Raw genomic sequence first — 14,340 nt, forward strand, 5'->3', positions numbered from 1 at the left:
TTAAACTTTAAGTTTTAGTGTTGATAATAGGGGAAAATACCATGAGTACTAGGACTTTAAGAACTAACAGAAGAGATAAAGATATTAATTCTAATCTTTATGTTAGGATAGGAGATTGGATAAAAAACATAACCGTCTCATTGGTAATGATGAGGTCGGAGGTTCAATCCCTCCTAGCGGCACCACCTACCTCAAAGCTTTTTCATTATATTGCAATAATCTGCTTTTTTATGAAAAATTTTTATGCTGTATATATGCTGTAAAAATAGTAGTATAATTGTCCTGAAAGTCCTTCTATAATGATGTTTAGAAGGAATCTATATGCTGCATATATGCTGTAACTTATCTAAATCTGCTACTAAAAGCAGTAGTAATTCCGTAATATTTTACAACTTCGTTGGTAATTTTGTGCCACCTGAATGGCGTGACCTTTCTTCCAACACTGGTAAAGTTTTAAGTAAAACTGCTAGACAACTCCTATCACTGATCGTATTTCGCTTGCAAATCTATCATAATAATAGCTTAGATGAACTCCAGGAAACTTATAACTTCTTTGAACAATCTCTAGGAGTTTGCCAAGAACGGGTTAGACAATGTTTGCTGGAGTTGCAGAAAGCTAGCTTTATTGATCTTCGTAAAGCAACCATAGTCAAATATGGCATTAAGTGTCGTAATGTCCCTTGTATTAAACTGGCAAGAAATTTCCAACCTCATTCTCAATCACTTTCTACTGAAAATGAAAAAATTTTACACTCAACCCAAAAAACTTTTGGGGCTAACCCCAAAGAATTTTTGCCTCAACCCCAAAAAAGTTTGGACCACTCTATATATATAGATAATAATAAAAATATATCTAATAAATCTAGATCTACCAAATCTGAAATTTTTCAAAATGAAAAAAATCAAGTTGATGCGAATGAAATTGATAATAACCAGCAATTACCACAGCAAAAGATTGAGCAAATTTTACAATTTGAACAAGAATTATCAGATGAAGCACAAGTTGATAATACTAATACATCTACTGAAAACCCTATGAGAGATGCCTTGCCACTCAGTACGACATTACAAAAAGTTGTTCAGCAAGTCTCACAGAAATGTCAGCCAGTAGTAGAGTCAAATTGCTCCAATAGTTCAGGCATTCCAGTTGTAAACCATAAAAATAGCTGGTTCAGAAGAAAAAGATTAGCTGATTTTTATCCTCTAACTCAAGAAGATGCTGATTTATTGCAGATTAAATCAAATCGAGAATTTAACTTAGACTTTATTAATAAGTTGTTATTAAAGTTAGCTGGGGAATATTCAAATCATCATTTTGGTCATAAGAAAGTGCTATTGAATTATATGGCTAAAGCTTTAAGCAATGAACTACGAGAAACTACTCAAGCTAATTCTAGCAATTTCCAGTTTAAATCTAGTGATGAAAATAAAGCGAAAGAGCAGTACTTACAAAAGATAGAATATAGTACTGATACTAGCCGCCAGGCTCAGTTAAAATGTAAAATTTCTGGTGCTTTTGATACTGATACAGCTTATCAGTTGTTAACTTCTTGTACATTTGGTAAAGTTTTAGGGGATCAATTTCAGCTCAAATTATTAAAAGATATTTCCTTATCAGAACATGTTAAAACTAAAATATTACAGCAAGTACAAATGGTGTATGGTAATAAAATAACAAAGTTACAAATTATGCCATACAAGCAATCTATACCAACGATACAAGAAAATAATACTAAAGATGAAAATCATGCTTATTTGCTTGAGCTAAGTAAGCAATTAAATCCTGATTCATTATGGTATAAAGCTAGAAAATTTTTAATTGAACGATACAATAAATATGTTGATATCGCTACCTTTAGTAAATTAATAGTACTGCAAGAAGATAACATTAATAAAAAAGTAACTCTTAAACCCACTTCAGCCTTTTACGATTATTATATTAGAGATCGTCATATGCAAGATTTAGAAGTCGCTTTTCAAGCTCAAAATTGTAGCTTTGAATTAATTAGCTGGAATGATAATTACAATATTATTACTTAAAAATTAGTCAGCTTGATGATCTTTCCCTAAAATATTAGGTAGTTTAGGTAATTGAAATGCTTGATGTAAAAGGATTTTAGTCTAGTAAAGCCTTGTTTTAACTTTTAGACGAAAAGATAAGTTCCTTGATAACTTTATTTAATTGTACATCATACAAATTATGACAAAGATTCTCAATCGCTTGCTCATAAGTGATTAGTTCTGATATAGTCCAATTAAACTGGCTAAAAATATTATATGCATTATTGATCTTAGTATTAATACTAGTTATGTTAAGTCTTGTATTAGATAATAATCTTCTTAACTTTCTTTCCTGCATTTTTTTATAGTCATAATGGTTTGCTGTACCAAATTCTGCGATATTATGCATTTCTCTAGTCCGTATTTGTATTTCTATGTTACGTTCATAGATATTAGCTACAACTATGACATGCAGAGAACGGTAGCCATTATTCTTAGGATTATCAATATAGTTTTTAGACTTTTCTATATTAACAGAATAGATGCTGTGAATAATAGCCAATACTTTATAACAATCTTCTTTTTTATCAACTATAACTCTAAAAGCAATTAGGTCAGTTAATTCTTTCAAAGCAATACTCTTTCTTAATATCTTCTTTAAAGCAGAACAAGGATCTTTTAATCTGTAATGTATTTCAGCTACTATATCATTTTTATACAGTTTAGTACTAATAGCACCTATGATATTACGTAAATCGTTAGTATTTTGCATAATTAATACTCTGCTATTAGTTGTAGTAAATTTATTTATTATTTTACAATAATTTAAGTGTAGTTTAACTTCCTTACCTACTAAGCTAGAAGAATTTATTAAAACCTAAATTAGAATTATTCCAACTCTTAAAAAACATTAAGTATTATACGTAAGTAAAATACTTAAATATAATGTAGAGACTCTTTCTATTATTTATGTTTGTATTTACCAAATGGTTCTATAACCTGATAGAATAATAATAGTTTAAATAAATTAGATTTTATGGAAGATAAAGAGATACTATGTCCACAAGATATTTATGAAAAGCACTTGATAATAATTAACAATATCAGCTTTACATCAAGAGAAATAGACGTGATAGCATGCATTATGCATGGGAAAAACACAAAAGGAATAGCTAATTTCCTATCAAATGAGGATAAACAGATCGAGACAAGGACTATTGAAAGTCATATCTCTAATATCAAACGGAAAATACGAACAAATACCCGAGAGGGAATTATAAACTTTATAGAAACATCTGATAAATACAAGCTAATACAAAGTTATTATTTAAGTTTGTTAATTCAACAAGAATTTAAAAAAATCTTAAAGGAAATTTTAATATTAACAAAGTCTGATAATATATCATTTTTTATTGTTTTACAGATGCTAGAAAACAATGATTTAAACTTGATAATTAATAAGATACGTAGTGATTTACAACTTATAGGCATAACAGTTTTTATAGAACTACGGGAAAATTTTGATAACATTCCTATAGTTTTAAGGCACAAGGAGACACATGATGAAGGCAGAAAGCAATTAAGGCAATGTACTGTCTATGTTTTACCTGTAAATGAAGCTAATATATCTAAACAACAGCAAGGTGATAATTCTGTTATTATGTCTAATGAGCACGATATATCTAAAGTATTTTTTCTTATACCGCAGGAATGTATAAAATTTTCATCTAAACAAACTAATTTTGAATATATTAATCTCTCTTTGTCCAAACAATATTATTTTGTTTTTTTAGAAATTATTACAAAGATTTTTCCTAATATGAATGTAAACAACATTATTATTAAGTTCAAGGAAAGGTATAATAATATTATATCCAATAATTCTGCTTCACTTTCTCCTCAATCTTATTTGACAAATAAAAGTGTTCAAGGTAAAGCTAGAAATATTTATCTACTAATAGTTGGTGTATTGATTTTGATTATTTGTAGTACTTATTTTTTAATATTTAGCCCAACTATTAAAAAAACGGTTAAAAATCAAGAAGCAGAAGTGTCATATCTTAAAACACAAGAATCAGTAATACTTCCTAAGAACTTGACTAGTTGGAATATACCTAGACAAGATAATGTTTTTGTTGGAAGAGAAAAACTATTGAGTGATTTATACAATAAATTGCATAAGAATCATACACCAAAAGGAATAAGCAATTTAGCAATTAGTGCATGTGCTGGACTTGGGGGAATTGGTAAAACACAATTAGCCTTGCAATATATAAATCATACAAAACATCCTTATACACTTAAAGCTTGGTTTCCTGCAGAGAACATTGATTATTTGTATAATAAATATGTTGAATTTGCTAAGTTATTAGGATACACAGAAGCCGTCTATACAAAAGAAAACATTATTGCTTATATTAAACAATGGCTAATTGACAATCCAGGATGGCTTTTAGTTTATGATAACGTAAACAACTATCGTGAAATTGAACCATTTCTACCAGAAGCTGGTGGACATGTGATTTTAACAACTCGTCAGCGTTATTGGCCAACAAAGTTTTCAATATTACCGGTTAATATCATGACAGAAGAGGAAGCTATCAAAACAATAAAGACTTTAATAGAGCGAGATATAACAGCAGAAGAACAAGATGCTATAAAAGAATTAGTAGAAGTTTTAGGATATTTACCCTTAGCACTAGTACAAGCTGGTTCTTATATTAAGCAAAAACATATAACTATTCCAGAATATTTAGGTCTTTATAAGAGGTATGAATCAGAACTATTAGCGGATAATTCTTTTTTAGAAGAAACAAAAGGCTATAACTATCCAGTGGCAATAACCTGGAATATTAGCTTAGAGGCAATTGTTAGAGATACTAAAATTAATAATGAACCCCCTATAGCTATTGAACTTTTAGCGGTATGTGCATATCTAGCTCCAGACAAAATCTCTCGTAAACTATTACTGACATGGCTACAAACAGCTTATCCACATTTATTGTCTCCACAATTAACATTAAATAAACATATTGCTCTATTATGGCAATATTCTATGATCAATTATGATGATAATGATAATATTGCTATTCATCGCCTAGTACAAGCAGTTTTATATCACCAGATAAGTCAAGTGTCAGAGAGCAAAAATAATATTTATTCTACCTTAAATTTAAGATGGTTTGAATCACTATTACAATTTTTTATAAATAATGAATACGAATTTAAACTAACTAATTCTTTTCAACAACTTATTGAAACTGGTCAGCAATTTAAAACTAAATTTAAGGATAAATATAATGGAAATCTTGCAGCAATGGACTTAATAATTTCTTTGGTCTACTTTGAGCAAGAGAAATATGAAGATTTTCTAAAGATACTTGATCAGGTTAATACATATTTGCAAAAAACTGATGGTTTAGAAATATTAAAGTGTAAAATTCTAGGTTTATACTCACTATATTTTCGTAAAATTGGTAATTATCACAAGGCTGAAGAAAAAGTAAATGAAGCATTTTATGAGTATAATAATATAAAAATAAGTAAGTCAGAAAAAGATAATGATATAAAAAATTTAAAGGCAAATTTATTGTCGAATAAAGCTAGTCTTATCTTAGTCAGAAATAAAGCAAAGGATAAAATCAATATAAATATACTAGAAATAGAGACTGCTATAAAATCAATTCAAGAAGCAATATTTTTATTCAAGGGAACTCATAACACTAGAAACTTTTTACGATCCATAATATTATATGGAAAATTATTTATTTTAGCCAACCAAGCTGATAAAGTAATAATAGAGTTTAATAAATATAATAACTTAATTGAGCAAGTAGCTGATAACAGAACTAAAATGTTTTTTTATATAACTTATTCAGATGCTTATTTTAGTAAAGGTGATTTCAATAAAGCTTTGGAGTATTGTGGTAAGGCTAAACAACAAGCAGAAAGATTGCATCTTAACGATGCACTAAATAATATTAACAATAAAGAGAAAACTATTAAAGCCTCACTGCAATAAAGTTGAGTAGGGCTTACAGCATAGTACCACAATTTTTGTAAGGAAAAGTGTAGAGTGGGAAAAGCTCTTTTGTAGGAGGTAGTAATAAGGTATCTATTAATTGAGTTACAGCTGTTGTATATTGATAAAAAGTAGTTTTGATATGATCAAACACAACTTAGATTCTCTTACGAGCCAAATACATTGTCCTGATAGCTTCAAACAAAGAATTACTACAATACTTATATCAGTACTGTTAGTAAAACAATAGATTTAATCATCTTATAAATGTTAAACACGACCTTGTCATACATAATTTGTAACAATTACCTCATTAGAAGTTTTTCTTGTTTGGGGCATAGAGTAAGTAACCTTGATAGTATTAATATTAAAATCTTTGTACAAACTTCTAATAAAAGGAGTATCACTATTAGAAATCATAAACTTAACAGCTTTATTATCTAGTTCCTTAGCAAAATCTCTTAGTCTCATTTGTTCTTGTTCATCAAATGGCAATCTAGTATAAAATGTCTCACCAGATTTGTGATAAGGTGGATCGAAATAGACAAAGTCATTTTTCTGAGGCTCAATAAAAGAAAAATCTATAGCACAAATAGATGTACTAGATAATAAACTACTACATTGTTGCAATCTACTAGTAATATCAGATTTATGGTAATTTCTACCAGAGAAGCTTTGAACTGGATCACCATTGATATTGATACGATATATTCCTTTAAAGGAATATCTATTAAGATAGATAAATCTTGCAGTAATTTCATTAGGATTGTTACTATTATTATCACTTCTGACTTGATAATAATATTCTTTGCAATGGTTTGCTTGATGTAAATCAAGTAACTTACTTATTTCTTCTGGATTCTTTTTAACCGCATTATAAGACGTTACTAAGTCAAGATTAATATCAGATAGATAGCATTTATTAAACATATATTTTACTTGAAAGAACAAAGCCCCACCTCCAAGGAAGGGCTCGTAATAATTATTTACTCCTGAAGGAATATATTTAATTAATTTATCAACAATTTTTCTTTTACCACCAACCCATTGGATGAATGGTGGTGTTTTTTCTATAGTTACTGACATGAAGTTATTTACTAAATATTCTACTATAGATTATAGTAAAAAATAAGGTTAAATGCTAGAAAAATTGCTAATTTTAAGGCTTTTTTCTATATTTAATATAAAAATACTATATTCATTAAATCCTAGCTGTCTCATTTATGCAGCTGTTTATTATATTGTGCAAAAATCTGTCAAAAAGCTTGAAAAATCCTCTGTACTTCTAGGAATCGTGGTGATATCTGTGTGAATGATGCTACGTGGTGTAGTGTCAAACACAGAGGTTAAATTAAAAAGACAAAATTTTAATCCTTTAACCTCTGTGACACCTATTTTCATAACCGAAAACGGTAAGAGGTATGCTATGACAATTAATAATGAAAATCAACAACAAGATAACAATAAAATAGAAAATTCTATAGAAAAAAACTGGATTTTACAGCTAGCTCCCACAACTGTCACATTAATACCATCAGATCAAGCTGGTCAAATGATAGTTCCACAAGGAAATTATGCTGATATTATTAGATATAGAGAAATACAACTAGAATTGCAAGAAACACAAAATAAACTAAAAATAGATGAATTAATAAGATTAGATTTAATTCGTAATATTGGTCATAGTATAGAAATACCTTGCAGTAGAATTTTTGCTTTAATAACAGTTCTGTATGAAGTAGAGCAAGATACAGAGAGAAAGCATTACCTAAAAACTATAGTAAATTGTGCTGAAAGATTACTTGATTATTCTCATCATGTTCTTGAGTTTTTAAGAAAAAATGCTGCATTAACTGCTATAACTCTAGAAAAATTTAACATAAAGGAATTAGTCAATAAAACAATTACTAAAGCTAAACCAGCATCTATAAGTAAAGGGTTAAATCTTTCTTGTAATTTTCAATATGATATAGCAGAGCATATCATTGGTGATCATTCTAGATTGCAAGCAGTCTTAGATCAATTAGTGGGTAATGCTATTAAATTTACTAAAGAAGGTAATGTTATTGTAACAGTTGGGTTATTTCCACTTTTAACTGAAACAAAAAATACAAGGAATAAGATATTACAATTTATTGTGCATGATACAGGTATTGGTATTGCTGAAGGAACACAGCAAGATATGCATAAAGAATTAGATGATGCAAATACAATTGCTAAATATAACAAAGGATTAGGCTTAGGACTAACATTTGTCAAACAACTTATCAATGAAATGGACGGTAAGATTACAATAACCAGCAAAGAGGGTAAGAGTACAACTATTACCTGTCAAGTACCGGTGAAATTGTTAGCTAATTAATTAGCAGCAAATGCCAGAATGTCGTTAAAAATATCTAATAAATTTGGAGGTACAAATATTATGACTAAACTTGTTGAACTTAATAAATTTTATGAACTTCTTGAAAAACTACAAGTTGGTGAAAATGTGTCCGATATAAATCTTGAAAACTATAATATTGGTAGTATTGGGATCAAGCTACTTAGCCAAGCTTTGAAGAGCAATAACACAGTAAATGACATAAATCTTTGCAATAACATGCTTGGCGATGCTGGAACAGAGATAATTGCAGAACTTTTACAAAATAATAACACTGTAACCCAAATAGATCTTAGCGATAATAATATTGGCAATAGTGGTATATATAGACTTGCAGAAGCGATGAAAAACAATAACACTATAACCACAATATATCTTAGCAATAACAATATTGGTGACACGGGAGCTAGTAGACTTGCAGAAGCTTTAAAAAACCATAATATAACTGTACTAAATCTTAATGGGAATAATATTGAAGATGGTGGGGTAGAAGGCTTAGCTATGTTTCTAGAGAATAATAATAGTATATATTGGCTATGTCTTACTGAAAATAATATAGGAGTAAAAGGAGCCGGACTACTTGCCAAGGCACTAAAGTATAATAAGTCTATGGAGATACTGGATCTTGCGTGTAATAATATTGGTGTAGAAGGAGTACAATTGTTAAGCAATCTTCTCGAGCATAACGAAACTCTAACCTCCATAAATCTTGCATATAATGGCATTGGGATAGAAGGAATAGAGCTACTTAACAAAGCTTTACGACATAATAAAGTTCTAAGTGAAATAAATCTTAACAACAACAATATTGGTTCTGAGGGAGTAAGTCTACTTATCAAAGGGTTAGAAGCTAATAGCACATTGGATTATATAAAGCTTGAATATAACGATATTGATTATTATGGAGCAGTTACACTAGCATGGTTTCTAGCAAATAATAGCACTATCAAGTACATAGATCTTGAGGGTAATAATATCGGTGATTTTGGTATTGTTCAACTTGTTAAAGCTCTAGAAATTAACAGAACCATCAAAGAGATAGATTTTGGTTACGTGGATATGAGTAATGATAGGGCAATGGAACTAATAATTGGACTTTGGACAAAAACCCCTGTTTTTTCACAAAATAGAAAGTTTTATACAAAACTAGTATTATAAGTTAATTTTTTAAGATTATTATTAATCTATAGTTAATATTTTTACAATTTTAGGTAATTATTTTATATAATAGATAAATTATAAGTTGCTAAATATAGGCTAAATTATTTTGTCCAAAGTCCAATAATAAAAATTCTAGAGTCTAATAAAGTTGTCAGCGAAATAACAATAGATTTTGCAGAAAGAATGATTAGTAACGAAATAGGAGAGTTGTTAATTAAAGCTCTAGATATCCACGACAAAAAACTGACTGGTAGTTTGTCTGTGGTTTAACACTATATTAGGAGAAAAACAACTACAGCTTTGTGATTATACAGAATTGGGAGTAGATGCCACATGGTGTGGTGTCAAGCACTAGAGCAGATGAGCATAATTTGTACAATTATGAACTGGTAACTGAAGAATTTACCAACAATTTACTTGGCGAACTAGTTTTAAAATTGTATATCAGGAGGTCCATACATGTGATTTGTACTATAGTACCCTACAATTTTGAGAAGATGAAGAAGAATGGTTGATTTAGAGTGGTGTGAAGTAGTATAAGGTAGGTATTTTTATAACAAAATGCATAATATAATACTTCAAGAATTGATTTTATATATAGACGGAAATAAATCAAGATTAAAATGTTTGGTTGGTATGGTAATTAGTTTGCTGACGGGCAGCTCAATTTATCAAAAAGGTTTAGCACTTGGTATTTTAGGTGATGCTAAAGCGACGTCAAAAACTCATAGAATTTATCGTTTTTTAAAAGATTTTAATTTTGATTATATGAAGGTTGGCTATTTGCTATTAAGCTTTTTTGCTTCAAAAAATTATGTCGTAGCAATGGATAGGACAAGTTGGAAATTTGGTAAATCCGATATTAATATTTTATTTTTAGTAATGGTAATTGGTAAAATATCGGTGCCAATATTCTGGAAGACTTTGTCGCATGGTGGCGGGTGTTCTGCAGAATTTATGAAGGAATTTTTACAGAAATTTATTAATAATTTTGGCGTTGAAAGAATAAAATATTTGCTTGCTGATAGAGAATTTATGAATAAAGAATGGTTAGACTTTCTGATAAATAACCATCTAAAGTTTGTTATTCCATTAAAAATGGATCATAAAATTCGTCTTACAAAAGGTTTAAGAACTTTAACCATTGAAAGAATATTTAGTGATGTTAAAGCCTTAGAGTATAGGGCTTGTAGTGGTATATTATGGAATAGAAAGGTTAATTTTACCGCATATAGAAATGATAAGAGCGAGCTGATGGTTCTGGTGTCTTCAATTGAAATAGAGCAAGATATTTTTGCTTTATATAAATTTCGTTGGAGTGTTAACGACTATTTTTGCACCTAAAAAGCGGTGGTTTTGATATTGAAAAAAGTCACATTGTAAAATTGGATAGATTTGAAAAATTATTAGTGATAACTGCTATTGCTTCAGCTTTAATAGTCAAAAATGGAATAATACAAAATGCCTTAAATCCCATCCGAATAAAACGGTACAAAACCATTGAAAGACAATTGTTTTCATTATTTACCTATGGCTTTGATCATATCAAAAATGCTTTTTATCAATCTACAACAGCCATAACGCAGCTAATATCCACATTATTAATACCTCCCAAACAAAAACTTTTTTCTATCCTAATACCATCTTTACAAAAATTGTAGGGTACTTATATCTTTAAATTATGATATAAGTAATGGTAAGAGGGTGATTTGAGGGGTACTTGATTGAGATAATCGAGCATAGAATAAGTACCCTCTTACAAAGTTTGCTTTGAACAAATTGCAGAAGGTGTTGGAAGTAGCAGCCTTGCACAATAAGACGAAGGAGATTATATCATGAGTAAAATAATAGGTCTAGATGTAAGTAAACAATGGCTTGATATATGTGTATATAATACAAGCGATAAACCTAAATATCATCGTTTTGCCAATGATGCAGCTGGTCATGAAGAGGTGATTAAATTAGCAAAAGAGCAAGAGATTAAGCTAATAATATGTGAACCCACTGGAGGATACGAAGCTGAGATTTGTCAAAAGCTGTATAATAATAAGCAACAAATACATAAGGTCAATACATATAGTTTTAATTCTTTTAGTAAATCGGTAAATTTGTGTAAAACTGATAGGAAGGATGCATTTAAATTAGCATATTATGGTGATAAGATGCAGCTTTCAGCGAATTATATATATCAAGTTGAATCAGAGAATTTGAAGAGATATAAGCAAAGACGAGAAGATTTAGTATTAATGCTTAGCAATGAAAAGAAAAGACTACATCATAGTATTGATGGTATTGATAAAGATAGTATAGAAAAACACATTAAATTCTTACAAAATGAAATAGCTGAGCTTGATAAGAAGTTAAACAAAACAATAGATGAGTCAGAAGAGTTAAAAGAGAAGGTAAAAATATTAGAGACTGTACCTGGTATTGGTAAATGTTTGGCTACAAAACTAATTAGTTTTGTACCTGAATTAGGGGATAAAAATTATAGTAGTAATGAATTGTCAGCAATTGTGGGGATAGCTCCGTACGCCCGTGATAGTGGTAATAAGCAAGGACGAAGATTTATTAGGGGAGGCAGAAAAATACCACGGGATGCTTTATACATGGCGGTATTAACTGGCAAAAATGGTTTTCAATATTTAAAAACTTTATACAATAGGCTTGTTAATAATTTTAAACCTAAGAAAGTTGCGATAGTTGCTTGTATGCGTAAGCTACTTGAAGTTTGCCATAAACTTATTCAACAAAAACGTTGTTTTATTATTTAGATAAATATTTTTTTGAAAATTTAGATAAAAGATAATTGCTATGGGTAATGTCACTGATGATATAATCAATAACTACATTAACAATCATTCAGATGCACATCAGCCTAATAATGTAATGAATATCTCTTTAGAGTAAATCCGTGACTTCTAGTCGCAACTTCAACCTACCAGCTTCAGCTGGTTAGTTATTGAGTTTCTTTGTTGACAAATTCACTCGTCCATATATGACAAATTTTGCGTTTAAAGATAGATGTTGTGACTCGGATATATTCAAATTTCCTTCAAACAACCTACTATTTATAAGCTCTGCAAAAAACTTGATTATCGAGTATAAGTATTAAACAGCATAAAACGTCATTGCGAGAGGTGCGGAAACCGCCCGACGAAGCAATCCATCTAGTCTTGATGTATCATACTAATTCTTATGAGTTGCTTCGTTGTGCTTTAGCACTCCTCGCAATGACGTTTGGGGTGCATATACGTCATTGCGAGACCATGTAATGGTCGAAGCAATCCGTTTTTAATTACTTTCTGGATTACTTTGTCGGCTCATGCCTCCTCGCAATCTGATGTATCCCCACGAAATTAAGCACGACAAAGCTCCGTCTTTATAATAGATGCCAGGGGTTCTACCAATGGTTTTATGGCATGCAAATAATTAAATTCAATAATAAATTTCCCAAGGGTAAAATACGAATAAATCTTTTTATCTTTTACTGTGTTAGGTTGGAAAATTCTTTGCATACCTTGGCTATAGCCTACCACACCTATAACCCAATATGTTATAATAACAATGGCAGATAGTAACATTAAAACTCCCCATCTATTCACATCTAAAGTTCGAATATATCTTCCAGCAAGACCAAATTGATGACTTTTTATCCATAATACCCTACAATTTTTGTAAAGATGGTATTAGGATAGAAAAAAGTTTTTGTTTGGGAGGTATTAATAATGTGGATATTAGCTGCGTTATGGCTGTTGTAGATTGATAAAAAGCATTTTTGATATGATCAAAGCCATAGGTAAATAATGAAAACAATTGTCTTTCAATGGTTTTGTACCGTTTTATTCGGATGGGATTTAAGGCATTTTGTATTATTCCATTTTTGACTATTAAAGCTGAAGCAATAGCAGTTATCACTAATAATTTTTCAAATCTATCCAATTTTACAATGTGACTTTTTTCAATATCAAAACCACCGCTTTTTAGGTGCAAAAATAGTCGTTCAACACTCCAACGAAATTTATATAAAGCAAAAATATCTTGCTCTATTTCAATTGAAGACACCAGAACCATCAGCTCGCTCTTATCATTTCTATATGCGGTAAAATTAACCTTTCTATTCCATAATATACCACTACAAGCCCTATACTCTAAGGCTTTAACATCACTAAATATTCTTTCAATGGTTAAAGTTCTTAAACCTTTTGTAAGACGAATTTTATGATCCATTTTTAATGGAATAACAAACTTTAGATGGTTATTTATCAGAAAGTCTAACCATTCTTTATTCATAAATTCTCTATCAGCAAGCAAATATTTTATTCTTTCAACGCCAAAATTATTAATAAATTTCTGTAAAAATTCCTTCATAAATTCTGCAGAACACCCGCCACCATGCGACAAAGTCTTCCAGAATATTGGCACCGATATTTTACCAATTACCATTACTAAAAATAAAATATTAATATCGGATTTACCAAATTTCCAACTTGTCCTATCCATTGCTACGACATAATTTTTTGAAGCAAAAAAGCTTAATAGCAAATAGCCAACCTTCATATAATCAAAATTAAAATCTTTTAAAAAACGATAAATTCTATGAGTTTTTGACGTCGCTTTAGCATCACCTAAAATACCAAGTGCTAAACCTTTTTGATAAATTGAGCTGCCCGTCAGCAAACTAATTACCATACCAACCAAACATTTTAATCTTGATTTATTTCCGTCTATATATAAAATCAATTCTTGAAGTATTATATTATGCATTTTGTTATAA

Annotated in this window: 11 protein-coding genes; 7 read left to right on the plus strand and 4 right to left on the minus strand. The window is 29.7% G+C overall.

Annotation, left to right across the window (positions count from 1 at the left end):
* Positions 1-321: 321 nt before the first annotated feature.
* Complete coding sequence (locus tag NBW66_RS05610; RefSeq protein WP_250311976.1) at positions 322-2,040, plus strand: hypothetical protein; 1,719 nt, start codon at positions 322-324, stop codon at positions 2,038-2,040.
* 97 nt (positions 2,041-2,137) lie between these two features.
* On the opposite strand, the gene NBW66_RS05615 is transcribed toward NBW66_RS05610, so the two are convergent.
* The gene (locus tag NBW66_RS05615) at positions 2,138-2,773 is read right to left on the minus strand and encodes a bifunctional (p)ppGpp synthetase/guanosine-3',5'-bis(diphosphate) 3'-pyrophosphohydrolase (RefSeq protein ID WP_250311977.1); all 636 of its coding nucleotides are present in this window, start codon (positions 2,771-2,773) and stop codon (positions 2,138-2,140) included.
* 264 nt (positions 2,774-3,037) lie between these two features.
* Between NBW66_RS05615 and NBW66_RS05620 the strand changes: the two genes are divergently transcribed.
* A complete protein-coding gene (locus NBW66_RS05620; RefSeq protein ID WP_250311978.1) occupies positions 3,038-6,022 on the plus strand; it encodes a DUF7779 domain-containing protein in 2,985 nt (994 codons plus the stop codon).
* Positions 6,023-6,307: 285 nt separating this feature from the next.
* Here NBW66_RS05620 and NBW66_RS05625 read toward each other — a convergent pair whose 3' ends face one another.
* Positions 6,308-7,108 (minus strand): DNA adenine methylase, encoded by an 801-nt coding sequence (locus NBW66_RS05625; RefSeq protein ID WP_250311979.1) that lies wholly within the window; start codon positions 7,106-7,108, stop codon positions 6,308-6,310.
* Positions 7,109-7,334: 226 nt separating this feature from the next.
* Between NBW66_RS05625 and NBW66_RS05630 the strand changes: the two genes are divergently transcribed.
* From NBW66_RS05630 to NBW66_RS05650, 5 genes are all read left to right on the plus strand, one after another.
* Positions 7,335-8,384: a sensor histidine kinase gene (locus tag NBW66_RS05630; protein ID WP_250311980.1), complete on the plus strand. Its 1,050-nt coding sequence runs from the start codon at positions 7,335-7,337 to the stop codon at positions 8,382-8,384.
* Between the two features lie 18 nt (positions 8,385-8,402).
* On the plus strand, positions 8,403-9,560 hold the full coding sequence (locus tag NBW66_RS05635) for a leucine-rich repeat domain-containing protein (RefSeq protein ID WP_250311981.1): 1,158 nt from the start codon (positions 8,403-8,405) through the stop codon (positions 9,558-9,560).
* Between the two features lie 564 nt (positions 9,561-10,124).
* Positions 10,125-10,907, plus strand: coding sequence for a transposase (locus NBW66_RS05640; protein WP_250310771.1), 783 nt, complete (start codon positions 10,125-10,127; stop codon positions 10,905-10,907).
* The gene (locus NBW66_RS05645) at positions 10,898-11,224 is read left to right on the plus strand and encodes a hypothetical protein (RefSeq protein ID WP_250310575.1); all 327 of its coding nucleotides are present in this window, start codon (positions 10,898-10,900) and stop codon (positions 11,222-11,224) included. The genes NBW66_RS05640 and NBW66_RS05645 overlap by 10 nt, the downstream gene beginning before the upstream one ends.
* A 174-nt stretch (positions 11,225-11,398) precedes the next feature.
* Positions 11,399-12,337 (plus strand): IS110 family RNA-guided transposase, encoded by a 939-nt coding sequence (locus NBW66_RS05650; protein WP_250310767.1) that lies wholly within the window; start codon positions 11,399-11,401, stop codon positions 12,335-12,337.
* Positions 12,338-12,922: 585 nt separating this feature from the next.
* Here NBW66_RS05650 and NBW66_RS05655 read toward each other — a convergent pair.
* Both NBW66_RS05655 and NBW66_RS05660 read right to left on the minus strand, forming a co-directional pair.
* The gene (locus tag NBW66_RS05655; protein WP_250310733.1) at positions 12,923-13,168 is read right to left on the minus strand and encodes a hypothetical protein; all 246 of its coding nucleotides are present in this window, start codon (positions 13,166-13,168) and stop codon (positions 12,923-12,925) included.
* Between the two features lie 61 nt (positions 13,169-13,229).
* Positions 13,230-14,330 carry a transposase gene (locus NBW66_RS05660; RefSeq protein ID WP_250310546.1) on the minus strand — a complete coding sequence of 367 codons (1,101 nt, stop codon included), beginning with the start codon at positions 14,328-14,330 and terminating at the stop codon, positions 13,230-13,232.
* Between the last annotated feature and the right edge of the window lie 10 nt (positions 14,331-14,340).

It is taken from the genome of Rickettsia endosymbiont of Oedothorax gibbosus, from assembly GCF_936269705.1.
Classification (GTDB): Bacteria; Pseudomonadota; Alphaproteobacteria; order Rickettsiales; family Rickettsiaceae; genus Tisiphia.

Bases quoted from the DNA above. Each gene is read 5' to 3' on its own strand.
- NBW66_RS05610 (WP_250311976.1), top strand. From the start codon at position 322: ATGCTGCATATATGCTGTAACTTATCTAAATCTGCTACTAAAAGCAGT.
- NBW66_RS05615 (WP_250311977.1), bottom strand. From the start codon at position 2,773: ATGCAAAATACTAACGATTTACGTAATATCATAGGTGCTATTAGTACT.
- NBW66_RS05620 (WP_250311978.1), top strand. From the start codon at position 3,038: ATGGAAGATAAAGAGATACTATGTCCACAAGATATTTATGAAAAGCAC.
- NBW66_RS05625 (WP_250311979.1), bottom strand. From the start codon at position 7,108: ATGTCAGTAACTATAGAAAAAACACCACCATTCATCCAATGGGTTGGT.
- NBW66_RS05630 (WP_250311980.1), top strand. From the start codon at position 7,335: ATGATGCTACGTGGTGTAGTGTCAAACACAGAGGTTAAATTAAAAAGA.
- NBW66_RS05635 (WP_250311981.1), top strand. From the start codon at position 8,403: ATGTCGTTAAAAATATCTAATAAATTTGGAGGTACAAATATTATGACT.
- NBW66_RS05640 (WP_250310771.1), top strand. From the start codon at position 10,125: ATGCATAATATAATACTTCAAGAATTGATTTTATATATAGACGGAAAT.
- NBW66_RS05650 (WP_250310767.1), top strand. From the start codon at position 11,399: ATGAGTAAAATAATAGGTCTAGATGTAAGTAAACAATGGCTTGATATA.
- NBW66_RS05660 (WP_250310546.1), bottom strand. From the start codon at position 14,330: ATGCATAATATAATACTTCAAGAATTGATTTTATATATAGACGGAAAT.